Source organism: Bifidobacterium sp. SO1 (assembly GCF_018555335.1).
Classification (GTDB): Bacteria; Actinomycetota; Actinomycetes; order Actinomycetales; family Bifidobacteriaceae; genus Bifidobacterium; species Bifidobacterium simiiventris.
In genome coordinates this window covers 67,087-91,174 of sequence record NZ_JAFEJR010000007.1, presented here as the reverse complement: position 1 = coordinate 91,174, position 24,088 = coordinate 67,087, and the positions used below count along the sequence as shown (strand labels likewise).

Below are 24,088 nucleotides of genomic sequence, written 5' to 3'. Positions count from 1 at the left end.
ATGCGTACAAGACGGATCATCCGACCTTATCCGCACAGGTCAAAGCGTTCTCCCGCATGGGTTCCGGAGTTTCCAGCAGCGTGCCCACCGCGTCGATGACCCGACCGAGATGCCCGATGTCCGTATGCGTGTACACGCGGTTCGTGGTGGAGATGTCAGCATGGCCGATGATCGCCTCGCGATACACGTCGGATACGCCGAGCGTGGCGAGCATGGTCGCCAAGGTGTGACGGGCGCTGTGGATGCGCACATGGGGGAGTCCGGCACGTTCCAGCGCATTGTCCCAGGCGGGATGGATCGTGGATCGGCCGAACGGATTGCCTCGACGGGTGAGGAAGATCAGATCATCCGATCTTTTCCTTCCCGTATCCTCCATGTGACGGCGGATCTCATCCGCCAGATCCATGGTGATGGGAATGGATCGCCGGGAGCTTCTTGTCTTCGGTCGTACGAGCCAGAGTCTTCCGCCGACGTGCCGGGCGGCATACCATTTCGGAAACCGGCTTTCGTCTTCCACGCCGTCGAACCGTTGCAGCTGCCATTGGATGGTGATGAACGGCACCCCGTCCTTCTCCATGATCTCGCCGGCGGTGAGCCCCAGGGTTTCGCCCAGTCGCATGCCGGTCGTGTACAGAATTCTCCAGATGAGCCTGTACTGGGGGTCGGGTTCCATGCGAATGAGCCGTCCCGCCTGCAGCGGGGTGAGGATTCTGATCTCGTTGTCGTTCATCATCGGCGGTTCACATCCCTTCATCGGATTCCGGTCGATTATTCCTTCGTTGACGGCCGCGTCGAGAGCGCTGTTCAGCGCACGCCATGTGTTGAGGGTCGTGGCGGGGCTTCTCGCCTTCACGCCGAGTCTCGGATTCCCCTCCAGTATCATCTGTTCGAGCATGCGAATGTGGTGCGGGCGGACTTCATCGAGGGGGAGGGCGCCCATGATGGGGATGATCCGGAGCTTCACCGCGTTCCGGTAGGTTTTCGTCGTGTTCGGCGTGCGTTTCGGTTCGATGATCTCGTCGAGCCATTTTTCGCACCATTCCGCCACGGTGGGTATCCGATCCCATGCGTGCGGGTCTCCTTCCATGAGCCGTAGCTTCTCTCGGGCCTTTTCCAATGCCTCCGTTCGGGTCCGTCCGGTGGCGCTGACTCTTCGGCGTTCCCCGGTGGCGGGGTCGGGGGATGTCTGCACGAACGCCCTGTATTTGCCCGTATCGGTTTTGACGACGGATCCCGCGCCCTTGTCGCGGCGCGTCTGTCTGGCTGGCATGAGGCTTGTCCTTTCGACCGGTTTTCTGTGTCGTCGGACGGCATGCTTCCCGCGCATGGGCGCGTGCCTATGCGTGCCTATCCCGGCCTCCCATAGCCGTTTTCAGCCGCCTGTGGACGTGGACGCGCCGTCCGGCGGAAGGTGTCGAAATCGTTGATATTCCAACGGTTCCGACGGGATTCCAACCCAAACCGGGAATGCCCCCTAAATCCTTTCTGACATAACGTACATTATCGGATAATATGATGCTGTCGTGTCCGTACGTCTCCGCGCATATTCGTCCCGGGCCTACGGTCTTCTGACACTGCGGAAACGGCCGTAAGCCCGGGATCAATCATTGAAAAACCCGCTCAGCCGAAGTAATCCTCGACCGCGCCTGACAGTTCGGCCACGGTATCGAGGATCCGGTAGCAACCGTGCTGCGCGAGTTCGCCGGGTTCCGAATAACCCCAGCCGCAACCGAGGCAATCCAGACCACATGCCGAGGCGCCGTCCGCGTCGGTCCAACGGTCGCCGACCATCAGCGCGCGGTCACCTGCCGCGGCATCGAATCCGATGCGATCGAACGCATACCGGATCACCTGATCCTTGTCGAGGCGCGAATTGTCGCGGCTGGCCCCGTACACGCCGTCGACCATGCCGGTCAGGCCGAAATGATCGCAGATCGGCACGGCCTGATACTCGGGCTTGCAGGTGGCGATGGCGAGATAATATCCGGCCTTGCGCAACGTAGCCAGCTGCTTGGGAATGCCGTCGTACACGCGGTTGTACAGGCGTCCCGGCACCAGATGCCCAGGATCGTTCGGATCGTCGAACACGGCCTTGTCGGCGTAGTATTCGCGGTAGATACGCACGGCCTCATCCAGTTTGCCGTCAGGGATATGGTTGCGCTTGAACGATTCAATAATGGCCGGGCCGATGAACCGGTGTAGCTCGGCGTCGTCCGGCACTGGCAGTCCCAGTGCCTCGAACGCCTTGACGACGCAGGCGATGATGCCGAAATGTGACTGCGTGAGCGTGCCGTCCAGATCGAGCAGCACAACGTTCAGCGGATGGTTCTGGGTCATGGTCATCTCTCCCCTGTGTTCGGCGGCAAACGCAACGCCGACGATTGCAAACGCATACAATTATGCCCGGCCATCATGACCGGGCATCAGTTCACGTGTTGTTCAGCTTGTGCGGGTCGGCCGCGTCGGCGCACGCGCGATCACTCGTAATCGGGGATCCATCCTTCGCGGTGCATCTGCAGTCGCTTGTCGAGCAGGGCCTTGAGTTCCTCCTCGCTGCGGCGTTCGAGCAGCATGTCCCAGTGGGTGCGGGTCGGCTTGGTGATCTCGTCCGGTTCCTGGTCCCCGTCGCCCTCGCGATGCGCGGTGGCGCCGCAACGGCACTCCCATTCCTCGGGGATCTCCGCACCGTCGGCGAACGGCAGGATCGTACGATGCCCCTTCGGGCAGATGTACGCCACTTCCGTACGCGCCGCGAAATCGACGTTTTCGTCGGATTCCAGCGATTTCGCGCCGATGCTCATGCCTCTGAGACTACGTTCCGCCATGAGTTCCTCCTTATATCACAATCCGTACTACGTTATCGAACAGTTGGGACGGGCGTTCTATTCCCGTTCGGCCTAGTATCGACTGATCGCTGTGATTGTCGGCCGGTCAGTCCACGCCGGAATACGAGACGATGCCGCGGTTGACCTGATCGGCTGCCTCATGTGCGGTGCGGGCCAGTGCCTCGCCTTTCTCGCCCAGCAACGGAGCGGCTGTGGCGATCTGCTGGAGCATATCGGCCAGTCGTTTCGCGTTGCGTACGAAGTCGCCTCCCGTCAATTCGGTGCCGCGCAGGATCGATGCGAGTTCCTCGCCGTCCGCCCATTCGTACATGATGTCGGCGATGCCGAAATCAAGTTGAGCCGGCGCGTCCAGGCTCGCGTCCTCGCATTCGATGCGGATTTCGCCATGGATGCCACGTAGCTCCTGCGCCGCCCATGCGACAGGCCCCTGCGAGCCGCCCGGATAGTAGCGCGGTTCTCCCCCGCCGCCTCGCCGCGCCTCGTAGATCAGCGACGACAATACGGATGCGAGGCACTGCGGCGGCAGCATGTCGAGTGTGCCGGCGCAGATCGCTTGGGCGAGCACCAGATCCTGCTCGCTGTACAGGCGGCGCAGCAGCTGGCCACGTTCGGTCAGCCGGTATCCGAGACGGGTATCCGCCGTCGTATGGCCGGCCGCATTGCCGGTGCCGACTGACGCGGCCGGCGAACCGTCCTCACGTTCGAGATAGCCCAGCCGGTACAGGATGTCACAGATGCGGTCGAACTGACGTGCGACCGATCCGGTGCGTGAATCGTACCGGTCCCGTACCCGTTCTAACTCTCGCGTCTCACGCGCCCAGCGATGTCCCCACTTGAGATGCTGTTGCAAGTCGGGGCAGCTGCGGCATGGATGCTCGCGGTCGGCTTCCTTGAGTTCGGCGATCTGCCGATCCAATTCGCGGAACGCTGCTGACCGCTGCTTGTCGGTGCGGAACGATGTCTGCTTGAGCTTTCGGCGGCCGGCCTTCTCCAGATCAGACAGTTTCATGCGGATCGTCATGAAGTCCTTGAAATCGCCGTGATCGCATATGAACGCCTGCTCGTAACCTGCAAGGGCCTTCTCGAGCGTGTCGATCTGCGATTCGAGTTGCCACGCAGACTCGTTGGCCTCCCACTGTGCGAACGAATGGTCGAGCGTGACGCGTGCCGTCTCGTAATCGCTGGAATTGAGCAGGTTGACGGCCATGTTGAACGTCGGACGGAAACTCGAATGCAGCGGGTAGACGCGCTTGCTGGACAGTGCGGCGGCCGTGGCCGGAATGAACCCGCGATGATCCACGACGATGGCGTGCCCGATGGTGTCAATGCCTCGGCGCCCCGCGCGACCGGTCAGCTGGGTGAACTCCCCCGGCGTAAGCTGCACGTGCCCGGTTCCGTCGAATTTTTCGAGCTTTTCAACCACCACGCAGCGTGCCGGCATGTTGATGCCGAGCGCCAGCGTCTCAGTGGCGAACACCATTTTGATCAGACCTTCTTCGAACAGTCGTTCGACGATCTGGCGGAACAAGGCGACCATGCCCGCGTGATGCGAGGCGAAACCCTCCTCGAGCGCGAATCGGAACTTCGAGAAGCCGAGCGCCTTGAGATCGGTCTGCGACAACTGGCCTTCGACCATTTCGTCGACGATGCGGCGAATACGGCGCACCTCATCCTCGGTGGTCAGCTCCAGTCCGGCGTTGATGCACTGTTCGACCGCCTGGTCGCAGCCGTTGCGTGAGAAGATGAAGTAGATGCCGGGCAGCATGTCGAGATAGTTGAGCTCGTCGACGACCGCCCAACGTTTGGGCGTATGCCGTTCCGGCTTGCCACGCTCCGGTTTGCCGTTCGCGCCGCCACGCCCACGGCCGTTCTTGCCGCCACGTTTGGTCGGGCGCTCCTCGCCGCGTCGGCGTGCGGCCCTGCGATCGAGCTGGTCGAGGCGGTTGACGAGTTCGGCGTTGAGCTTGGTGGTCTGCCGGCCGTATTCGTCATGCTGGTAGAGGTCGATGAGTTCCGGTTCGGTATGGTCGTCCGCCTGCACCAGCACATGCTGTTCGAGCGGCACCGGACGCGTTTCGGAGACGACCAGCGTCGTCTCACCACGCACTGAGGTGATCCACTGCGAGAAATCTTCGACGTTCGACACGGTGGCCGACAATCCGATGATACGCACGGACTGCGGCAGATGGATGATGACCTCTTCCCACACCGGTCCGCGGAACCGGTCGGCGAGATAATGCACTTCGTCGAGGATCACGTAGCCGAGCGCGGTGAGCGTGGTCGAATGCTCGTAGAGCATGTTGCGCAGCACTTCCGTGGTCATGACCACGATGTCGGCTTCGGAATTGATGGAGGTGTCGCCGGTGAGCAGACCGACCTTGTCGGATCCGTACACGGCCACGAGGTCGTGGTACTTCTGGTTGCTCAGCGCCTTGATCGGTGTGGTGTAGAACGCTTTGACATTGCGTTCCTGCGCCAGATACATGGCGAAATCGGCAACGACGGTCTTGCCTGCGCCGGTCGGCGCGGCGACGAGCACGTTGCGGCCGGCCTCCAACGCCTCGTTTGCCTCGCGCTGGAACTCGTCGATTTCGAATGGCAATGTCGCCGCGAATCTTGCGGCCAACGACCGAGCCTGAGCCTTGGTCTTCTGGAAGGCCGCATACCGTTGCGACGGAGACGGAGAAACCGTGGAATCGGTACGGGAGTTGCGATGATGACGCGGCATGATCCTACTTGCTGTTCCATTCCGCCCATTGGCGGATATGACGTTCGCGCTTGGCGGCCTGTCGTTCGACGACTTCGGCATGTGCGGTGGCATACCGGTCGGCGACATCGGCCAACGGTTCGGCGAAGGACGGTGTCTGCATGGTCTCGGCTGTCGATTCCGGCTCCTGCATCGCGTTTAGCAATTCGCCGATACGCGCGCCGACGCCACTGACGTTACGAATGCCGCGCATCGCATGGATGACGGCATAAGCCACGCCGGCGACGATCATGGCGATCATGAACAGTGCCAACAGCAGCCATATCCACCACGGCATGGTTCCCCTCCTTCACCTGTCCGCTACGCGGTTTCCGATACGACTACTCGCCGGATTCTTCGCTGTCGTGTTGGCTGACGCTGAGCTCACGCTGTGCACGGGCCACGATCATCGTGCGTAACGTCTCAGGGGCCACTGCGGTGATGTGACGGGCGTGCGCGATGCAGAACGCCACGAACCACGAGTCGGACGACACGGTCAGATGCACCTTCTGCCCGTCGCCGTACGGCTCGACGGTGGCGCCGGACAGCGTCTTGGGGAACGACAGATCCGGCTGATCGGTAATGAACACCGCGGCGGTGCCGTTGTCGAAGCTCCACTTGCGCAGTTCATTGACCGGCACATCGGGAATACTGATCGGCTTGGTCGGCTTGACCAGTTCGGCCCGCTCGATGCGGGCGAGACGCAGCACCTGCCAGATGCGCGGCTTGCCGTTCGCCTTGTTGATGCGCGTGTCCTTGACGACCAGATGCTGTTTGTCCTTCGGCGCGACATCCGCGACGTCGGTCCATACGGCCGCATAGTACACGCCCTCATCCACGAAGATCTTCGCAGGGGCGACGAGCTTGCGACGGGTACGGCCCGCGCCGTCCGTGTATTCCATGTCGAGCAGCGAATCGGTGGAGATCGCACGCCTGACCGCGGAGAAGCTGCGCGGCTCAAGCTCGTACCCGGTCAAGCTCAGCCACGGGGTCTCTCCCGGCACGACGTGCGCGTGCAACCGCTCGTACAGCGAACGTGCCTGATCGCGTTGTTCTTCGGGCAGCAGCGGCGAATGCGCCAAGTAGCTCACCGATGCGGTCAGCAAGCTCAGATACTGTGGCGAAATGCCGGCCAGACGCTCCAAACCGAGCGAATTCGTGGCCGAGACGATGCCTTCGGCGTCAAGCAGCGACCAGTCGATGTCGAAGAACTGGCTACCGGCCATCTCCCCGTCATCGGACACGGTGGTGAGCGTGTTGATGTCCTTGTGGATCACGTTCACGAACTTCTTGAGCTCGTCCTCGCTCTTCGCCTTGCCGATGAAGCGTTCGGCGAGTTCCGCAAGCGAATATTCCTCGCCAAGATGCGCGGACAGGAACAGCATGAGACGCAGTCGACGATCGACCTCGCTGCCAGTCTGGAACGAGGCGCTCTTCTTCTGGTGCGCCTTCGACAGTTCGGGATCGTCGTCATCATCCGCCCCGGAACGGTCGTGATGGCTGCTGATCGCCGAGGTGACGACGGTCGCGCTGTTGTCACCGGACGATTCGTCGGCGATCGCGAACTGTGTGGCTGCATCAAGACGACGATGGAACGCAGCCACCGCTTCGGGCGGGCTGACCACATAAGCTCCCGGATGCTCGAGCACGAACATCGCCAGATCGTCGGAGTCGGTGTACGCGACGTTGATATGCTCGCCGTCGACGTCCACAGTCGCGGCGAACCGGCGCGAATCGATCACCTTGACCAGTGTCTCGGGAATGGTCTGTGTACCTAGGCCGGGAGCGATCGAATCAAGACCCAGACCTGGGATAGGGGTTTGCGGCACGCGAGGTGTGGTGCGTGAGGCATGCTGCTGCGCCTGCTGCTCCTGCTTGGCTGACGTGGAGGACACGGAGATGGAACGGGCGAGATAGTTCGCCGCAGCCAGCACCGGCAGATCCTCCTGCTCGAAGTGCAGACGGATGCGCGGTTCGTCGCCAAGCTGCAGACGGTACGACGCGAAATCCTGACCTTCCGACTTGGACGAATACTCCGGCTGTCGCGATTCGATGGCAATGCCCATAGCCGCCAGTTTGGCACGGTCACGCTGGAATTGCTTGGCGAATGCCGCCTTGGCCGCCTGATCCGCAAGCTCACCATACGAATCCGCGTACGCTTTCACGCGCTGCGCGATCTGACGGGAGGTAAGCCACTGCGGAAACGCGGATGACAACACAGCCAGTACGTCGAGCTCGTGCTTGCCCCACTTGTCGGAAAAACGCCGCCTTCCGTTGGTTCCCTCTGCCATTAGTCCTCACGTATCGTTAACGTTTCGTTATAAGTGCGCGCCGTAACGGCAACACCTCACTCTATATTAGAGGCAATTTATGCAAAAGGCGGCATTTTCGAGAAAAAAACCGCCTTTTTCCTGTCGGCCTACTTTCTCAGACCCCCGATCACACCCAATCGTCCGGCTCGATGCCCTGCGGTCCGACGTATTCGCCGTTCGGTACGTAGCTCGGCTCTCCTTGGTCGGCGAGCTTCGCATCCGAGAACAGGATCACGTCGCGGCCAAACGTCCAGTCGCCGGCGATCGTGACGGAATTGGCCGCTGCCAGGGAAGGCACTCCGTAGGGGAACCGCTCGTCGAAATCGGCGATGGTCTTGTAGTAGCGCGGATCCAACGTGACGTTTGGGAAGATGTAGTTGCCGTCCTCCATCTCATACGAGTCCGTCAGATGGAATCGGTCGGAACGCATGATGAACAGGTCGTCGGTGGTCTTGACCGGCAGGAAGCGCATGCGATCGACCTGCACGCAGATCGCGCCGTCGAACAGGCTCACCGCCGCGCCCATCGCGGTCTCGAGCTGGATGACGGGGGTCGAGTCGGGATCGGTCGGATCGACGGTCTTGTGATTGCGGATCACCGGCAGCGGCAGCACGCCGTTGTATTCGGCGAGCTTGGCCTTGAGCGCATCCACGCGGATCCACAGGCTGTTCGTGTTGAAGTACGGGTGTTTGCGGATGTCCTGGGCCGCGGCCTTGTCGTCGGGATGCACCTGGCTCATCTCACGCAGCACGAGACGTCCGGTGGCCTTGTCTCGCACGATGTGACCGCCCTTGCGGTCGGCGTAGGTTCGTGTGGCGACCTCGACCATGAACGGTGCACCAGTGTTTTCGAAATGCTGGGCCAGGGTGCGTGACGGCCGGGCGCCCAGATTGTCGGAGTTCGAGATGAACAGGTACTTGAAACCGTGCTCCTCGAGCTTGTCGAGCAGACCCGACTCCCAGATCGTGGAGAACAGGTCGCCGTGCCCCGGCGGGCACCATTCAAGCTCCGGGTTTTCGGGGAACGAGACCGGCTCTCCGGTCGCGGCCACGATCTTCGGCTCCTGATGCTGCACGATCTCCACCGGGATGTCGTCCTGGTGGAACTTGCGGTTGCGGTGGATCACCTTCATGGTGTCGGCCGACGTACGGAACGAGTTCATGAACGTCAGGGGCAGCTGAACGCCCAGGCGTGCGCGGGTGGTGAGCACCTGGCCGAGGATGATGTCGATGAAGCGCACCTGCTTGGCCTTGTGTCGGCGCACCGGCAGCAACGACTTGGCACATTCGAGGCCCATGGAGGTGCCGAGGCCGCCGTTGAGCTTGAGGAAGGCGGTCTTCGAAAACGCGTCCACCGCCTTGTCGTGGTCGATGGTCTCATAGACGTCGTGGAAGCTGGGTACGCCGGTCAGCGGCTCCACATCGGATTCGCGGATCCAGCTGCTGGCCTCCTCGTTGCGCCATACGTCGTACAGTCGCTTGAACTGCGAGATCGCCACATCGCTCATGCCCTTGGCATGCATCTTCTCTGCAGAGAGATCGAACACGTCGGTCACTGCGCATCCTTTCGGAAAACGAACAAAACTGATGAACAGTCTAGCCGAAAATCGTCTGACGGTCACACATGGATAAGGGGGTGTTCGTAAACAATTGGTGAACGCGACGGCACGCTGCGTGTCGCGCCATGCCGCAACGCGCGCGTGTCGATGTGCCAGTGTCTTTTGTCAAAGCTTGCCGTATGCTGGAAAAATGTTTATGACAACCTTGGCATAGACAGAGATAGCACAACGACGTGAGAATGGAAGGTTATATGGCAGGTCGTCATAACGTGAATATCGACGAACATCATTATTTTGATTTATTTGAAGCCGTTTCCGGTAAATGGTCGGTGCTGGTCATCGAACTGTTGCGAGCAAGGCCTCTGACATTCAAGGAAATATGCGAACGTTTGCGTTCCATGCCCGAGAGTGAGGCGAGAAACACGTTGACACGATTGCAACGAGCGGGAGTGGTGGCCATTCGGGCGAACAGTTGCATGCGTACGAACGCCCAATACATGCTGACTGATGTCGGCAAAAGCGCGTTGCCGCATGTCGCCGCACTGCATTTGTGGGCCAAAGCCAATTACGAGTACGCCGTGATATACGCCGATGCCGCCCGCTGCGCGCAGCGTTACATCCTGATCCACAGGCAGGTCATCGGGTATGAAGAGCAGCCGGACGCCGACACACTGGAGCGCGAGGAGACCGAGGAACAGTGTGATTCTTCCGCGAACCAGGAATGCGCGGACGCCGAGGAATGAGCAGATCCGGCATTGTCCTTTCGCGTTGCAACGGCAACGCCGGATCTGTAACGTCATTTGTCATGCAGCGGGAGCGCTGCCACCCGGCCGTTCGGTACGGACACGGCTGCCACGATCCGGTTTTGCGTGTGATTTGGCAGTGAGCCGGGTTGCCGTGATCTTCCACACTGTGACGCTCATCACCTGCGCATCGGTGAACTCGACGTGCGGCATATGCGCCTGATGCGCCATGAGCAGTTGCAGGCCGCGACGGCGTTCGCCGAGATCGTCCACGATCGAGGCGACGCCGTTGCCGACGATCGACGTGAACGCCTCGCCCCAGTTGCATGCGGTCCGCCCCTCGATCACCTCGCAGTCGGTGCGCATGGCGAACGACACCGGCAGGCGGTTGCTGGCCGCACGGATCGCGTCGAGCTTGCGACCGCGCGGCGCTGAATGTATCCATAACGTGAGGTCGCCGGTCGCAGAGTTGTAATCGTATCCGAAATTCAGTGGCACGATCGTCGGTCCTTCGGCGTCCATGTATGCCATGTCGACAATGTCGCACCGACCGATAATCTCAGCTATCTGCTCATGGTTGACGATCTCCCGATCCGCCCGCCGCATACGCCGGTGTTCGCCGGCGACCGTGCGTTCGTCGTCCCGCCGCTTCGGCCGGCATCCGCCGTCAATCGGATCGTTGGCGTTGCCGGTATTGTCCGCGCTCATAATCGGTCGTTCCCCCCGTCTTCGGTCGTCGTTGTCGATGAGGAACATGCTATACCGACGGGCTGCATATCCGATGACACAGCGCTGTCCATGTGCGGTTTCGGCTGCATAGATCGGCGTGCATTCGTGTCAGGCAGTCGCACGGTGACGGTCAGCCCTCCGTGCGGGTTGGCGTGCAGGTTCATGGTGCCGTGGTGGAGTCGGACGATCTCGTCGCAGATGGATAGGCCGAGTCCGTGGTTGGGGGTGCCGTGCCGGTTGCTGATTCTGCTGTCCGGGCCACGGTTGAACGTGGCGAGCAGTTCCGTCGGGTCGATCCGGGTGAGGTCCTTGCCGGTGTTGGCGATGGTGAGCGTCGCATAGTCGTTGCCGTCGTCATGGCTGGTTGCGGTGGTGATGTCGATGCTGCCGCCGGGGATGTTGTGTTGTGCGGCGTTGAGGATGAGGTTCATGGCCAGTTGGCTGACGAGTATGCGGTCCACCTGCAGTGTCGCGGGCGCGAGCGACGCCGTCACCGTCAGCGGGGCAAGGGCGTCGTGTTCCTTGTCGAGAACGTCCGAGACGACGTCGGCGAGGTCGATGCGGGTGAGATCCGTGTGGTCGAGGTGTTGGATGCGGGCGAGTTCGAGCAGTCGGAGCACGAGTGCCGTGCCGCTGCGGTTGGCGTCGAGCGCCTTGCGCACGAATGGGCGGGTCGCGTCGTCGAACAGTCCCGCGTCGAGTGGTATTTCGAGGGCGGCCGAGGTGGCGGCGAGCGGGTTTTTCAGTTCGTGGGATGCGTTGGCGATGAACTGTCGCTCCCGTTCGATGGAGTCGTTCAGGTCGTGGAGCATGGCGTTGTAGGCATTGGCGATGGTCGTGGCCTCGTCGTTGCGTTCCGGGATGCTGACGGCATGGCGTGCGGACAATGGCCCGTCCGCGGTCGTGATCTGTCTGGCCACCATGTTGATGCGTTTCTGGCTGTTGGTGGTGATGGTCCATGTGAGTATGGCCGCCAGCACGCCGAACACGAGAATCGGCGCGATGGTCGTGGCGAGTATGAGATCGCGCGTCCGGTCGTCGCCCGCCGTCGCCTTGAGCGACAGTCCGTCTCCCCTGTCCTCGTTGACGTGGATGGATGTGTAGCCGGACTCGTCGCCGTCAGTAGCGTTCGAGGATGGTTGGCGGAGCGACTTGTCCGCGCTTTCGGAGTCCGTGCTCGTGTCGATGCCGCCGACCGTTATGGTGGACAGTTGCCGGTCCACGATGAGGAACGTGCCGGCGGTGACGGCGGTCGTCAGCAGCAGGAACGCGACGACGATCGTGGCGGTCAGACGGCCTCGCGTCGACCATCGCGATGGGCGAAGAACGCGCGGACATGATTGCGGTTCGTGCGTGGCGTGCTGTTGGTTCATGATATGCGGTATCCCTGTCCGGGCACGGTCTCGATGAGGTCCGGGTCGCCGATCTTGGACCGCAGCGTGTACACGGTGCTTTTGACGATGCTTTTCGTGTGCGCGTGGTCGTCCTGCCAGATCTCGTCGTACAGGCGGTCGACGCCGACCACCGCGCCGTGCGCCTCCACCAGCATGCGCAGCACGGCGAGCTCGCGCTGGCCGAAGCGCAATGGCTCGCCGTTCATGCTGATGTCGCCGGTGCGGAAATCGGCCCGGAACCCGCCCCGCACGAACGGTCCGGTATCGGCCAGGCCAAGCCGCCGCTGGACGGCTTCGACGCGGGCGAGCAGTTCGGCGTACGCGAACGGTTTGGTCAGGTAATCGTCCGCGCCGAGTCCCAGTCCTTGCACGATGTCGTCGGTGCGGGAGGCGGCGGTGAGCATGAGGATGTGGACGGGATCGCGTCGCGCCCGCAGCCGACGGCAGATCTCGTCGCCGTGCACGCCGGGCAGGTCCCGGTCGAGGATCAGCAGATCCCATCGCGCGCCGTCCAGTTCGTCGATCGCGTCGCGCCCGTCGTAGACGACCGTCGTGTCGAAGCCCTTCATGCGCAATCCCATGCCGACCACGTCGGCGAGGTTCACGTTGTCTTCGACGACCAGCACGCGCATCGACGTCTCCTTTCCGGTTGATTGGCTGCGGCACATCATATCGGCCGTGGCGAACGAGGTCGGAAATCGGTCAAAAACGGTCGGAACCGGGTCGAAACCGGCAAAACCCATCGAACCGGCTCATACGGTGTGTTCCCGTCACATCAATGTTCAAACGAAAGGAGCACATCATCATGCTGTCGAAGCGGATGCTGCGCGTGGTTGCGGCTGCCGACGTGTTGTCGGTGGTGTTGGGTTTGGGGGCGTGTTCGATGCCGGGTTCCGGGAATGCCGGCGCGTCGGACGGGGCTTCCTCCTCGTCTTCGTCGTCTTCCGGATCGTCGTCGTATGAGGCGGAGTTGAAGCAGGCGTTGCAGTCGGCGTCGAGCGATTTCGAGCGCGGTGTGCTGGAACGCGCGGTCAAGGCGGGCAGGATCAGCGAGTCGGATTACCGGGAGGCGAACGAGAAGTACCAGGAGTGCATGGCCGCCAAGGGCGATGACGTGGAGTTCGACACGGACCAGTCCACCGGGTTGATGCAGGAGCACATGAATACGGACGACAATTACGATTCGGCCAGGGCGAACGAGGACAGTATGGCGTGCGCGAAGGGCACGAACCTGCAGATCCGCGACCTGTACGAGCGTATGGTGCAGAACCCGTCGGACGCGGACGAGATCGAACTGGTCGTGGGTTGCCTGAAGCGGCGTAAGCTGGTGCCGGACTCGTTCACGAAGCAGGATTACCTGACCGAGATGGGCAAGCCCGAGGGGTCGTCGAAGCTGGACACGTCGTCGGACGCGTTCTCCCAGTGCCTGGCGAACCCGAGCAAGTAAAGAGGGGGTGCTGCTCGTGTTTCGATCCGGAAAGAATAGTAGTGCTCGCACACGTCGTCGGGTGAACGGCGTGGGGTTCGTGGTGGCGTGCATGGTCGCGTGCCTGGCTGCCGGCATGGGATTGGCCGTGGGGTTGGAGCGGATGGCGACGCCGCCGTCCCTGTCGGCTTCCCCGGATGCGGGGAGTCTTGCGTTGGGGTCGGAGGAGTTCGACGACGCGCGTTCCCTGAACGTGGACGTGACGGCGTCGCCGGCCGGCGGGGTCGCGTTCCCGGTGTCGGGCAGGGTCACGTTCGCGTCGTGTCCCGCGGACGGCGTGGTGCGTTCGGGCTCGCACGAGTACGACGTGGACGGCACGCCATTGGTGAGCCTGCACACGGACACGCCCTTGTATCGTGATCTGACGTACGGGGACAAGGGCGACGACGTGACGGCGTTGCAGGACGAGCTGGCCGCGCTCGGCTACGGGGGCTCCCGGTCGGGCGTGTTCGACTGGGCCACGTGGGACGCGTGGCGTCGCCTGTACGCGGCGAACGCCGGCACGGCCGCGGCGACGGCCAGGGTCCAGCAGGGCGCGTTCTCCCGCGCGTTGGCGGTGTGGCTGCCCGCGCAGGCGATGAGCGTGTCGTGCGCGGCGTCGCTGGGTTCGACCGTGACCGGCGATTCGACTGATTCGCCCGCGTTCCAAGCCACGGCCGGGGTCGCGTCGGTCAAGGCCGCGTCCCTGCCGGACGGCCGCATCCAGGGCGATCGCGTGGTCGAGATCAACGGCAAGGACTATCCCATCGGCGACGACGGCATCGTGTCGGACCAGGCCGCGTTTCAGGCGATGGCCGGATGGTCCACGTACACGGGCGCGCGCAAGGACGGCGAGGACGTCACGAGCGTGACCGTGACCTACAAGCTCAAGGAGCCGATCGGCGTGTACTCGGTGCCCGCGGCCGCGCTCACCGGGCTCAAGGGCAGCGACGGGTGCGTGGTGGCGACTGACGGCACGAGCGTCAAGGCGCACGTGGCCGGCAGCTCGTTGGGCCGCACGCTGGTCACAATCGACGGCAAGGCGCCCGCGCGCATCAAGGCCGATCCGGGACAGGCGGCGTGCGATGCGCGTTGACCTCGACCACGTCGGCCACCGGTACGCCGACGGCCCGCTCCTGTTCCACGATCTGACCGCAAGCCTCATGCCCGGACACGTGTACGCGTTGACCGGGCCGAGCGGCGCGGGCAAGTCCACGCTGCTCGGCATCATCGCCGGCTGGACCACGCCCGCCGAAGGCCAAGTGACCCGACAGGGCATCGACTCGATGCGCTGGATCTTCCAGAACCCGCACGGCGTGGCCCAACGCACCGCGATCGACCACGTCAGCCTGCCCCTGCTCGCCAAGGGGCTCCCGCGCCGCGAGGCCGAGGAACAGGCGCGCACGCTCATGGACCGGTTCAACCTGACCCGGGTCGCCGACCGCAGGTTCGCGGAACTGTCCGGCGGCGAGGCCCAGCGCCTCATGCTCGCCCGCGCGTTCGCCGCCCAACCCTCGCTCATGCTCGTGGACGAACCCACCGCCCAGCTCGACATGCACACCGCGGCCACGGTCAGCGAATCCCTCTCCCGCATCGCCCGCAACGACACGATCGTCGTGGTCTCCACCCACGACCCGAACACGCGCGACGCATGCACCGACATCATCGATCTGAAGAACTACCAATGAACCACACCACGATGAAAGCAACCTCCGTCATCTCCGAGGCATGGCGCTCCATCACCAGCGGCGCCGCCCGCCTCGCCCCGGCCGTCCTCGCCCTGGCCCTGACCGCCGCCGGCATGGGCATCATGGACATCGCCGCCGGATCGGCCATCCTCGACCAGGCAAACGCATACCGGCAATCCGGGGCCGACATCCTCGTACTCAACGCGCCCGACGGCATCGACGCGGCATCCTGCGAACGCCTCACCAGCCTCACAGGCGTCCAGGCCGCCGGCGCAATCCGCGCAGCCGACCCGCTCACCCTCGCGGCCCTGCCCGACACCACCACGCCCCTCTACCAGATCACCCCAGGACTGGCCAAACTCCTCGACACGAAACAGGACGCGAACACGACCGGACTGATCGCCTCCCAGCAAGTCGCCGACACGCTCGGCACCACCACCGGAGGCACGATCGGCCTCGCGGACGGACGCACCGCACACGTCAAGGGCGTCTACCAATACCCCGACGACGGACGCACCCCCGGATACGCGTACGCGCTCATGGAGGAAACACCCGCCACCGGCACGTTCGACGCCTGCTGGGCCAAGACCTGGCCGCAAACCAGCCAGACCCGCAACGCCCTCTGGTCCACCCTCACCCCGAACGCGAAAACCACCGGCGACGACGCACCCACCCTCGGCCAGCTCAACACCACCAAAGGCGACGGCTTCGACGGACAAACCCTCTACCGGCAACGCTCCACACGCATCCTGCCCGCCTGCGGCGCGCTCATCGCCCTCATTATCGGATACCTGCTCATACGCGGCCGCCGGCTCGAAATCGCCTCCGCACTGCACTGCGGCGTCCCCAAACCCGCACTCGCCACGCAGATCATCATCGAAACCGGCATCACCATCCTGCTCGCCACCGCCATCAGCCTGCCCATCGACATGACCGCCGCCAGACTCCTCATCGACGCCACCGACCGAACCACCATCACCCTCAACGCCATACAAACCACCATCACCACAGGCGCCGCCTACCTACTCGCCACCACCATCACCACCCTCCACATCAAGGAACGACACCTCTTCACCTACTTCAAAGAACGCTGAGGCATGTCGGAGCAAAGAAATCGATCACATCTGATTTCTTTCTTACTTCTTGAATCACAATCAGATATGTTCGATTGCCGACGATCGTAGCCATCGACGGCGATACGGCGGGAATAAGACGCATCCTCTTCTGCCGCACCGCAAGAGGTATCTCTACTCCTCCATTCAGCTGGTGGGACCTTGTGCAGGTCATATTCGGGGAGTGCTACGCGCGGGGATGACCGGGACGAGAAACACTATGACGGCGATTTCCGCGTGACATCCCGCAACGGCAGAGGTTATTCCGATCACGGTTTGACGTACATCGCCATCCAATGCCGTCACTAAAACGCAACCAATCCGCTGCAGACTTCATTGAAGTGGGATGTTGGCCGCTTATGCTCGAATGAGCATTGAGATGTCCTATTACTCGTTGTATACAGAACTATTCATGATCAAGAATAGTTCTGTATACAATAGGGGCATGGCTATTAGAACGAATCGGACATTGCTCACACGGCAGGAAGCCGCACGCCGACTCGGAGTGAGCGAGAGACGAGTCAACGCGCTTTGCGCCACAGGCCAGCTTGAATCGTTTCCCGTAGGGAACAGCACGCTGATCACCGAGGATTCCGTACGCCGTCAAGCACAGTGGCAAGGTGCGGACGGGCGTCCGTATTCGCCGGATATGGCGTTTGCCGCGTTGTATATGATCAGCGGGCTCGACACCCCGCGGCTGGGCCGGCAGCAGCGGTACCGGCTCAGGGGATATCTGAGGCAGATGGATGTGGAGAGTCTGGTCCGTCTCACGCGCAGGCGCGCGACGATGGTCGAATACTGGTGCCGGGATTCCAACCTCACCAAGGTCGAAACCCTCATCCGTCCCTCCGCCGCCACCGGAGCATTGGCCACCTCGTTCCAATTGACCGCCACAGACGTGGTGGAAGGCTACGTCACCGCCGATGCTCTGGATGACGTCATTCGGCAATGTCGGTTGAAACAGGGTGCGACGCCAGTCCGGGTGCGGCTCCATGTCGTCGATAGTCTTCCCGCCGGTGAGGGTCCTATGCCTCTCGGCGTATGTGCGGCCGATCTGGCCGAATCCAACGACCCGAGAGAATGTCGCGCCGGCTTGGAAACCCTCCAACAGCTGATCGACGACTACCACTGCAAGGAGCATCAGGCATGATTCCGACGATCCACATCCCCAACACGGGCCATCCATGGAGCACCGTGTACGCGGTCGCCGCGGCGAACATCCCGGAATCATGGCTGCTCACGGGCGGACTCATGGTCCAACTGCACGCCATCATGGGAGGATTGACCGCGCGCCCCACCACCGACGCCGACCTGCTCGCCGACCTCATAGCCGACCGACGCGGCATCGCCAAGCTACGCGGTATCCTCGCTGCCCGCGGGTTCGAGACGCAACCGGGCACGCTGACCGGATACACGACACGCATGAGCGCGCCAAACGGAGACATTGTGGACCTGCTGGTCGCCGATCACCTGCCCAAGTTCCTCGGGACTGACGCGACCATAGCCGGTACGCCGGTGCTGTCCATGCCGGGCGGCGCTCAGGCCGTGGAACGCAGCATGCAGGTCGGACTCATCGACGACCAAAGCGGGATCGAAGCCGCAATCCGCATCCCGGACCTGCTCGGCGCACTGATACTCAAGAGCGCGGCCTACAGCGCCGACCACGCCGGCTACGGTGAACGTCACCTCTATGATGCAGCCATGCTTGCGTCGCTCATCCCGGACCCTGACGCTGAACTCATGCGCCTGCACAGCAACACCGATCGCAGACGCATCAAACTCCTGCACGACAAGCTCACCGAGGATTCACCTTATTGGGACAACCTTGACGAATCACACCGTCAAGACGGGCTCGACACCATTGAAACGCTTGCCACATGGTAAATCATCTCCTGTAGATTTGGTCGATACCTTGCGGGCGACCTCAGAGGAATGCGCCGTCTCGCATGGTGAGGGTGGTGTCGCATTGGGTTGCGACGCGTGGGTCGTGGGTGGCGAGGATGAGCGTGGCGCCTTGCTTGCATTGCGCGAGGAGCATGGTCATGATGGTGTCGGCGGTGTGCGTGTCGAGTGCCGCGGTGGGTTCGTCGGCGATGATGATGGCCGGGTGCATCACGGTCGCCCTGGCGATGGCGATGCGTTGCCTTTCGCCGCCGGACAGTTGCCCGGGCATGCGTCGCGCCTTGCCGGCGAGGCCGACCTGTTCCAGTGCGGCCGTGGCGCGTTGCCGGCGTTCGGCGCGCCTGATCCTGGGGTGTGCGTATTCCATGGGGATGGCGACGTTGGCCCATGCGGGCTCGTCTTCGAGGATCGCGTAGTCCTGCGGGATGAAGCCGAACATGCGGTTGCGCCATGCGGACCGGTCCTTGTCGTTTTCCGGTGCCGGGCGTCCTTGCAGGAGCAGGGAGCCGGAGGTGGGTTTCATGGACAGTCCGATCATGCGCAGCAGGGTGGATTTGCCGCATCCGGACGGTCCCATGATGGCGATCGACTCCCCGGCCGAGGCGTGCAGGGATACGTCGTGCACGGCGAGGAGCTGCGCCTGCCCGTCCGTGTATCGTTTGGTCAGGTTTCTGGCGTCTATGGTCGTCTGTGGCATGGTCGGTGCTTCTTTCATTGGATGTGTGTGGTTGCGCGTCGTACGGCGATCGTCCAGACCAGGATCGCCATGGCGAGGATGACGGCGATCATCGTCCGGGATGCGGTGGCCACCGGTTCGCCTATCAGCTGGAAGCACGCCAGTACCACGGCGGCGGGCAGCAGCATGCTGAGGATGAGTCCGGCGACGCGGACCGCCTCGCCTACGGCGGTGGCGCCGTAGAGCCGGCGGACGAGCATCGGCGGCTGTTCCCTCGCGAGGGTCACGGACAATGATTGGATGATCACGATGACGGTGAGCGCGAGGAAGGCGGACAGTCCGAGCAGGTACATCAGCGCGCGCACGATGAGGTCCTTGTCCCGTTGGGGTTGTTCCGTGTTCAGCCGGTGCGGCACGAGTATCAGGCCGGCGTCGCGGCTTCCCGTGATGAATTCGTCGAGCTGGGTCCGGGATGGGTTGAACATGACCGTTTTGGTCACCGCCTCTTCGAGTTCGATGTCGTTGAGCCGGTTCAGCGAACTCGGGTCGAGTCGGATGACGATGGTCCGGTCCAGGTTGAGGCCGGCGGTGTTCGGGTCGAATATGGCCGCCGAGGCCGGCAGCGTGCCGGTTACCTTGACGTCGGCGCCGGCGATATGCACGCTGTCGGGCGCCTGCGCCCGGTCCACCCGGTAGCCGATGGACGCGCAGGGCGCGTGGGAGCACAGGCCAAGCCGGGGGAACACGTCATCGACGTTGCCCATCAGGACGATGGCCGGTATGCCGTTGGCGAACCCGGGATCGTCGATCTCGATGTTGTTGACGATCGCGGTGTACGCCCTGCCCTGCTCCAGCATGTCCCGCAGGCCATCCGCCACCTTGGGGTCCGTCTTGCTCGGGGACTGCAGGAGGTATTGCGGGGAGAACGTGACCGCGTCGGCGGCCCGCAGACGAGCCTCGCCGCCGATCACGCTGGACTCGGTCAGCACGTCGCTGAGCGTCATCGTGAACACGCTTCCCGCGAAGACGACGAGCAGCGTGATGCCGAGAATCGATCCCCATCGTCTCAATCCCATGCGGACGCCGGTCATCAGTTCATGGATCATCGTTCCACCTCGTCATTCGATCGTATGCCGAGCCACTCGGCCAACGCCGTCGCGCACACCGTCAGAATCGTGCCGACGGCGAAGGCCGCGACGAACGCGACGGCCGGGCCGATGCCGGTCCTGCCCGACACCACGGTGATGAGCACGGCGCTCAACGCGGTTCCCGCCAGCACGCCCGTCACGACCGGGACGATGGCCGCGCGCACCCGTCCCGCCCACACCTGCCTGCCGGTGGCGCCGAACAATCGCCTGACATGCAGGTCCGCCCTCCTCGCCGTCTCCATCGTCATGACGCACACGCAGGCGCAGACCAACGCCAGTACCAGAAACAGCAAGGTGATGCCCACGAAGGAGTCACCGGCAAGGGACGACCACAACGACTGAGCCTGCGGCTGCGTCACGTCCATGCCGCAGCGCGCGAACAGGTCCGAGATCTCCCGGAGCCGCTGCGGGTCGCTCGTATTCACGTACACGCTGCCGGGAAACAAGGGAACCGCACCCAACGGGAGCACATACTGCAGGTTGCCGCCCGCGTTCACCCCCGGAACCCTGACGACACCGCCGATCGAGAACCCCGCGGGCAGCAACGGCACGTCGCCATGTTCGCGCCATTGGCCGGCCGAGAACGACGACTCGATCACACAGGCCGCGCGACTGTCCACGTCCCGGTATCCGCGCGGAAGCGCATCAGCCCATCCGATAGAGGACCCCGACGACTGGAACACGATCGCCGGCCAGCCATCCCCCACGGAACCCTCCACCAAGGAAATACCATGACCGGAAAGATACTCGGCCAGATCACGCGTCGCCTCAAGACTCTTCCCCTCGTCGTGCCCGGCATCCGCCGACGCGGTCAACACCAGCTGCGCCCGCGCATCGGACATGCCCCATTGCGAACCACGCCAATCAAGAACGCCCCAGTACACAGCCCACGCAAGAAATGAAGACAACACACCCAACAGCAACGACACCACGGCAATGGAGACACGGAACCCATTCGGAAATGACCTATCCATGCAACGCCCTCCGACCTTGTGCCGGCGCATCACAGTTGGATGGTCCAATCGCATGCTTCGGCCACGTGGTCGGAGTGGGTGGCGATGATGACGACGGCGCCGTTCTCGGCCATGTCGCGCAGGGTGTGAATGACCATGTCGGCGTTGTCATGGTCGAGGGCGCCGGTGGGCTCGTCGGCGAGGATGACGCCGGGCCGTTTGACGATGAGGCGCGCCAACGCGACGCGCTGCTGTTCGCCGCCGGAGAGCTGGAAGACGGGGTCGTGCTCGCGTCCCTTGAGTCCGACGCGGTCCAATGCCCGGCTGATTCGGTCTCGCCTGTCCTGCCGGATGGCTGTGCCGTGCATTGCCACGTCGAGGTTCTGTTCGATGTCGGCGTTGTCGATCAACGCGTAGTCCTGGAACAGGTAGCCCAGGGTGCGTTTACGGAACAGCCTGGCATGACGCGGGTTCATGGCCGTCAGGTCGTCCGGGCCGCATTCCAGGGTTCCGGCGGTGGCGTGTTCGAGCAGGCCGATGATGTTCAGCAACGTCGATTTGCCCGAGCCGGACGGTCCGGTCAGCGCGATCATCTGTCCCGGTTCGATGCGGAACGTGAGGTCGCGCCACAGGGTTCGTTTCCCGAAGGTCTTCTCGAGTTTGGTGGCGGTGATGGGAGCTCCGGGCAGGGAGTGGTGGTCGTGCATGGTTTATTCCTCTCTGGAGTGATTGGCGGCGAGGGCGCGCTCGTAGCGCGCGGTCGCCAGCAGGTAGATGAGCATGTTCACGATGGTGACCATGGCGATGAACGCGGGCTGCCAGCCGCCCAGCAGGTAGATGTCGGCGACGCTCTGGGCGCCCGTGGGGGTTCCGGAGCGCAGCCCGCTTTGGATGACCAGATATGCCGAGTAGAGGATCGGTGTGAGGGCCAGGACGGTTTCGACGGTGATCGCGAGCCGGTGGGTGGCCGGGAAGCTCCAGCCGTGCACGTAGCGGGCGAAGATGCGTTGGGCACCGCTGCGCACATGCGTCTGGGCGGCGGCGATGGCCGAGGCGATGAGGATGGCGATGGCGACGAGCACGTTCATCAGGTGGGTGCGCAGATTTGCCCGGAGTTTCGCGAAGTCCGCGGCCGCTTTTGCGCTGACGCTGCTCACGGCGTAGATGAACGGCTGCAGTCCGGCCTCGCGCAGCGAGACGAGCGCCTGATCCGGGTCGGTGAGCATGGCATTGCCTCCGGAGGCGTAAGCCGTGTAGTCGTCGGGCGAGAACACTCCGGTGCCGGAATCCACGCCGACGAGCACCGCGTCGTGGAACAGGGTCTTCTGGTTCGGCATGTTCTGCTGTCCGTAGCCGAACAGGGACTGGCCGGGCTTGCCCGTCAGCACGGTGATCCGGGGTGCTGCGACGCCATGCATCTGGCTCTGCGAGCCGATGAACGCCCGTACGATGTTCTCGATCCTCTCGCGTTGATCCTGTTTCGAGGCGGGTATCACCACCAGCACCCCATGGTCCGGCACTCGTGTGATCCGTCGGCCCGAGGCGTCTTGCACCGTCTGCGCGTGCAGATAGTTCGAATTCACCATCAGCACGTCCCCGGACAGGGAAGCCGTACCGTCCGCGGACGAGCCCGTCTGGTTCGCAAAGGCGGAAAGCTGTTCCAGCGTGTATCCCTCCTCGGCGAGGATCATACGGCCTTGTCGCTCCTGCGAGATCAGCCATTGGCCCGTCGCGGCCGAATACCGGTCCTGCTCATCCGAGGAGAGCCGGGGGTTGAGTCTGATGGCGCTGGCACGGCCCGCCGTGGCCCATGCCTGTTGGGCTTCGGCCTGGTCCAAGGCCTGGCCTGCGGCCATCCCCGCGTAGACGGCCGCCCAGACGGCCAGGATCACGGCGGGCACGCGCACGCAGTAGACCAGCCCGGACGCCAAACGCGCCGGCAGACGTCCCTTGAGCGCGGCCAGCATCGACGAACGGGACGCCACCGCAAACCCGACGAGATACGCCACGACGATCACCATGAGGAACACGGCGAACACACCGGCCGCCAACGCCAACGCCGCGCCCATATGCGACGCATGGTTGTACATGGCCAGGAATCCCATGAACCCCAGCAGCACAGCCAGAGTCGAGGCCAGGGCCTGGCGGATGTTGGCGCGGACGTCACGCGCGATGACGCTCCAGTCGGAGTTGCCCTGCAGGCGCTGCACGGCATACCCTTTGACGTTCATCAACGCGAACATGCCCGCCAGCATCGCGCACAGCAGAACCGTCACCGCAAAACTCACCCCCAGCGGCTGATTGCTCAGCCACTGCGCGTACGAAGCCGTGTAGTCGGTCTTGACATCCACGTCGTATCCGTCCGTGCGGAACCGCTCGGCGAACGCCCGGGTCGAGGCCGGATCGCCGTACACGTAGTAGCTGCCGCGCGGGTCCTGCCCCGAGAGCCGGCCGAAAGGCAGCACCGTCGTGTTCATCGAACGCGTGAACCCCGGATACCCGTCGGCCAGCCAACGGGCCGGTTCTCCCGACCGGTTCCCGACGGCCACATACAGCGTGCGGGCCCCGCCCGGGTCTTTGATATCCTCCACCAGCTTGACGATGTCGGCGCCCGTGTCGCCGGCCGTCCGTTCGATCCCCACGATGGTCGACGAACTGGGCGCGGACGGCGTCGACCCCGACACCTGCACCGTGCCCTGCACACCCAACGGCGCCACGGCATCCAACCCGCTGAGCATCACGAACGAACCAATAACGGCGACCAGCACCGCCACCAGCACCGCAAGCTGAATGGTCCTACCTCGCATCACGATCTC

22 protein-coding genes are annotated in these 24,088 nt (G+C 63.3%); 7 read left to right on the top strand and 15 right to left on the bottom strand.

The window, feature by feature from the left end; translation table 11 throughout:
* Positions 1–16: 16 nt before the first annotated feature.
* The 7 genes from JS541_RS07475 to JS541_RS07445 all read right to left on the bottom strand — a co-directional run bounded on the left by JS541_RS07475 (position 17) and on the right by JS541_RS07445 (position 9,426).
* On the bottom strand, positions 17–1,270 hold the full coding sequence (locus JS541_RS07475; RefSeq protein WP_214373822.1) for a site-specific integrase: 1,254 nt from the start codon (positions 1,268–1,270) through the stop codon (positions 17–19).
* 350 nt (positions 1,271–1,620) lie between these two features.
* Complete coding sequence (locus JS541_RS07470; RefSeq protein ID WP_214373821.1) at positions 1,621–2,337, bottom strand: HAD hydrolase-like protein; 717 nt, start codon at positions 2,335–2,337, stop codon at positions 1,621–1,623.
* Positions 2,338–2,477: 140 nt separating this feature from the next.
* The gene (locus JS541_RS07465; protein ID WP_214373820.1) at positions 2,478–2,825 is read right to left on the bottom strand and encodes an RNA polymerase-binding protein RbpA; all 348 of its coding nucleotides are present in this window, start codon (positions 2,823–2,825) and stop codon (positions 2,478–2,480) included.
* A gap of 106 nt (positions 2,826–2,931) precedes the next feature.
* Entirely contained in the window at positions 2,932–5,574 is a 2,643-nt protein-coding gene (locus tag JS541_RS07460; protein WP_214373819.1) for a DEAD/DEAH box helicase, read from the bottom strand.
* 4 nt (positions 5,575–5,578) lie between these two features.
* Positions 5,579–5,890: a hypothetical protein gene (locus JS541_RS07455; protein WP_214373818.1), complete on the bottom strand. Its 312-nt coding sequence runs from the start codon at positions 5,888–5,890 to the stop codon at positions 5,579–5,581.
* Positions 5,891–5,933: 43 nt separating this feature from the next.
* Positions 5,934–7,883, bottom strand: a complete 1,950-nt coding sequence (locus tag JS541_RS07450; RefSeq protein WP_214373817.1) for a WYL domain-containing protein — start codon at positions 7,881–7,883, stop codon at positions 5,934–5,936.
* A 148-nt stretch (positions 7,884–8,031) separates the two neighbouring features.
* Positions 8,032–9,426: a UTP--glucose-1-phosphate uridylyltransferase gene (locus tag JS541_RS07445; RefSeq protein WP_214373895.1), complete on the bottom strand. Its 1,395-nt coding sequence runs from the start codon at positions 9,424–9,426 to the stop codon at positions 8,032–8,034.
* Positions 9,427–9,713: 287 nt separating this feature from the next.
* Between JS541_RS07445 and JS541_RS07440 the strand changes: the two genes are divergently transcribed.
* Positions 9,714–10,205: a winged helix-turn-helix transcriptional regulator gene (locus JS541_RS07440; RefSeq protein WP_214373816.1), complete on the top strand. Its 492-nt coding sequence runs from the start codon at positions 9,714–9,716 to the stop codon at positions 10,203–10,205.
* A gap of 60 nt (positions 10,206–10,265) precedes the next feature.
* Here the strand turns inward: JS541_RS07440 and JS541_RS07435 are convergent, their stop codons facing one another.
* The 3 genes from JS541_RS07435 to JS541_RS07425 are packed head-to-tail and all read right to left on the bottom strand — an operon-like array spanning position 10,266 to position 12,960.
* On the bottom strand, positions 10,266–10,913 hold the full coding sequence (locus JS541_RS07435) for a pyridoxamine 5'-phosphate oxidase family protein (RefSeq protein ID WP_214373815.1): 648 nt from the start codon (positions 10,911–10,913) through the stop codon (positions 10,266–10,268).
* Positions 10,910–12,307, bottom strand: coding sequence for a HAMP domain-containing sensor histidine kinase (locus tag JS541_RS07430; protein WP_214373814.1), 1,398 nt, complete (start codon positions 12,305–12,307; stop codon positions 10,910–10,912). The genes JS541_RS07435 and JS541_RS07430 overlap by 4 nt, the downstream gene beginning before the upstream one ends.
* Positions 12,304–12,960, bottom strand: a complete 657-nt coding sequence (locus tag JS541_RS07425; RefSeq protein WP_214373813.1) for a response regulator transcription factor — start codon at positions 12,958–12,960, stop codon at positions 12,304–12,306. Before JS541_RS07425 ends, JS541_RS07430 begins: the two co-directional genes overlap by 4 nt.
* A gap of 173 nt (positions 12,961–13,133) precedes the next feature.
* On the opposite strand from JS541_RS07425, the gene JS541_RS07420 reads away from it, so the two are divergent.
* The 6 genes from JS541_RS07420 to JS541_RS14770 all read left to right on the top strand — a co-directional run bounded on the left by JS541_RS07420 (position 13,134) and on the right by JS541_RS14770 (position 18,477).
* Positions 13,134–13,775 (top strand): hypothetical protein, encoded by a 642-nt coding sequence (locus JS541_RS07420; protein ID WP_236036855.1) that lies wholly within the window; start codon positions 13,134–13,136, stop codon positions 13,773–13,775.
* 70 nt (positions 13,776–13,845) lie between these two features.
* Positions 13,846–14,889, top strand: coding sequence for a peptidoglycan-binding domain-containing protein (locus JS541_RS07415; protein WP_338023588.1), 1,044 nt, complete (start codon positions 13,846–13,848; stop codon positions 14,887–14,889).
* Entirely contained in the window at positions 14,879–15,481 is a 603-nt protein-coding gene (locus tag JS541_RS07410) for an ATP-binding cassette domain-containing protein (RefSeq protein ID WP_214373812.1), read from the top strand. Before JS541_RS07415 ends, JS541_RS07410 begins: the two co-directional genes overlap by 11 nt.
* Before the next feature lie 11 nt (positions 15,482–15,492).
* Entirely contained in the window at positions 15,493–16,575 is a 1,083-nt protein-coding gene (locus JS541_RS07405; protein ID WP_236036856.1) for a hypothetical protein, read from the top strand.
* A 487-nt stretch (positions 16,576–17,062) separates the two neighbouring features.
* Positions 17,063–17,743, top strand: a complete 681-nt coding sequence (locus JS541_RS14775; RefSeq protein ID WP_236036857.1) for a helix-turn-helix domain-containing protein — start codon at positions 17,063–17,065, stop codon at positions 17,741–17,743.
* Complete coding sequence (locus JS541_RS14770; RefSeq protein ID WP_236036858.1) at positions 17,740–18,477, top strand: hypothetical protein; 738 nt, start codon at positions 17,740–17,742, stop codon at positions 18,475–18,477. Before JS541_RS14775 ends, JS541_RS14770 begins: the two co-directional genes overlap by 4 nt.
* 40 nt (positions 18,478–18,517) lie before the next feature.
* On the opposite strand, the gene JS541_RS07390 is transcribed toward JS541_RS14770, so the two are convergent.
* From JS541_RS07390 to JS541_RS07370, 5 genes are read right to left on the bottom strand one after another with little or no spacing between them, the layout of a single operon-like run.
* Positions 18,518–19,192, bottom strand: coding sequence for an ABC transporter ATP-binding protein (locus JS541_RS07390; protein ID WP_214373810.1), 675 nt, complete (start codon positions 19,190–19,192; stop codon positions 18,518–18,520).
* 14 nt (positions 19,193–19,206) lie between these two features.
* On the bottom strand, positions 19,207–20,277 hold the full coding sequence (locus tag JS541_RS07385) for a hypothetical protein (protein WP_214373809.1): 1,071 nt from the start codon (positions 20,275–20,277) through the stop codon (positions 19,207–19,209).
* Positions 20,274–21,293 carry a hypothetical protein gene (locus tag JS541_RS07380; protein WP_214373808.1) on the bottom strand — a complete coding sequence of 340 codons (1,020 nt, stop codon included), beginning with the start codon at positions 21,291–21,293 and terminating at the stop codon, positions 20,274–20,276. Before JS541_RS07380 ends, JS541_RS07385 begins: the two co-directional genes overlap by 4 nt.
* A 29-nt stretch (positions 21,294–21,322) precedes the next feature.
* A complete protein-coding gene (locus JS541_RS07375; RefSeq protein ID WP_214373807.1) occupies positions 21,323–21,979 on the bottom strand; it encodes an ATP-binding cassette domain-containing protein in 657 nt (218 codons plus the stop codon).
* Between the two features lie 3 nt (positions 21,980–21,982).
* Positions 21,983–24,079 carry a hypothetical protein gene (locus JS541_RS07370; protein ID WP_214373806.1) on the bottom strand — a complete coding sequence of 699 codons (2,097 nt, stop codon included), beginning with the start codon at positions 24,077–24,079 and terminating at the stop codon, positions 21,983–21,985.
* Between the last annotated feature and the right edge of the window lie 9 nt (positions 24,080–24,088).

What these genes read in the sequence shown, in the direction of transcription:
- JS541_RS07475 (WP_214373822.1), bottom strand. Translation starts at nt 1,270, where the DNA reads ATGCCAGCCAGACAGACGCGCCGCGACAAGGGCGCGGGATCCGTCGTC.
- JS541_RS07470 (WP_214373821.1), bottom strand. Translation starts at nt 2,337, where the DNA reads ATGACCCAGAACCATCCGCTGAACGTTGTGCTGCTCGATCTGGACGGC.
- JS541_RS07465 (WP_214373820.1), bottom strand. Translation starts at nt 2,825, where the DNA reads ATGGCGGAACGTAGTCTCAGAGGCATGAGCATCGGCGCGAAATCGCTG.
- JS541_RS07460 (WP_214373819.1), bottom strand. Translation starts at nt 5,574, where the DNA reads ATGCCGCGTCATCATCGCAACTCCCGTACCGATTCCACGGTTTCTCCG.
- JS541_RS07455 (WP_214373818.1), bottom strand. Translation starts at nt 5,890, where the DNA reads ATGCCGTGGTGGATATGGCTGCTGTTGGCACTGTTCATGATCGCCATG.
- JS541_RS07450 (WP_214373817.1), bottom strand. Translation starts at nt 7,883, where the DNA reads ATGGCAGAGGGAACCAACGGAAGGCGGCGTTTTTCCGACAAGTGGGGC.
- JS541_RS07445 (WP_214373895.1), bottom strand. Translation starts at nt 9,426, where the DNA reads ATGCATGCCAAGGGCATGAGCGATGTGGCGATCTCGCAGTTCAAGCGA.
- JS541_RS07440 (WP_214373816.1), top strand. Translation starts at nt 9,714, where the DNA reads ATGGCAGGTCGTCATAACGTGAATATCGACGAACATCATTATTTTGAT.
- JS541_RS07435 (WP_214373815.1), bottom strand. Translation starts at nt 10,913, where the DNA reads ATGAGCGCGGACAATACCGGCAACGCCAACGATCCGATTGACGGCGGA.
- JS541_RS07430 (WP_214373814.1), bottom strand. Translation starts at nt 12,307, where the DNA reads ATGAACCAACAGCACGCCACGCACGAACCGCAATCATGTCCGCGCGTT.
- JS541_RS07425 (WP_214373813.1), bottom strand. Translation starts at nt 12,960, where the DNA reads ATGCGCGTGCTGGTCGTCGAAGACAACGTGAACCTCGCCGACGTGGTC.
- JS541_RS07420 (WP_236036855.1), top strand. Translation starts at nt 13,134, where the DNA reads ATGCTGTCGAAGCGGATGCTGCGCGTGGTTGCGGCTGCCGACGTGTTG.
- JS541_RS07410 (WP_214373812.1), top strand. Translation starts at nt 14,879, where the DNA reads ATGCGCGTTGACCTCGACCACGTCGGCCACCGGTACGCCGACGGCCCG.
- JS541_RS07405 (WP_236036856.1), top strand. Translation starts at nt 15,493, where the DNA reads ATGAAAGCAACCTCCGTCATCTCCGAGGCATGGCGCTCCATCACCAGC.
- JS541_RS14770 (WP_236036858.1), top strand. Translation starts at nt 17,740, where the DNA reads ATGATTCCGACGATCCACATCCCCAACACGGGCCATCCATGGAGCACC.
- JS541_RS07390 (WP_214373810.1), bottom strand. Translation starts at nt 19,192, where the DNA reads ATGCCACAGACGACCATAGACGCCAGAAACCTGACCAAACGATACACG.
- JS541_RS07385 (WP_214373809.1), bottom strand. Translation starts at nt 20,277, where the DNA reads ATGATCCATGAACTGATGACCGGCGTCCGCATGGGATTGAGACGATGG.
- JS541_RS07380 (WP_214373808.1), bottom strand. Translation starts at nt 21,293, where the DNA reads ATGGATAGGTCATTTCCGAATGGGTTCCGTGTCTCCATTGCCGTGGTG.
- JS541_RS07375 (WP_214373807.1), bottom strand. Translation starts at nt 21,979, where the DNA reads ATGCACGACCACCACTCCCTGCCCGGAGCTCCCATCACCGCCACCAAA.
- JS541_RS07370 (WP_214373806.1), bottom strand. Translation starts at nt 24,079, where the DNA reads ATGCGAGGTAGGACCATTCAGCTTGCGGTGCTGGTGGCGGTGCTGGTC.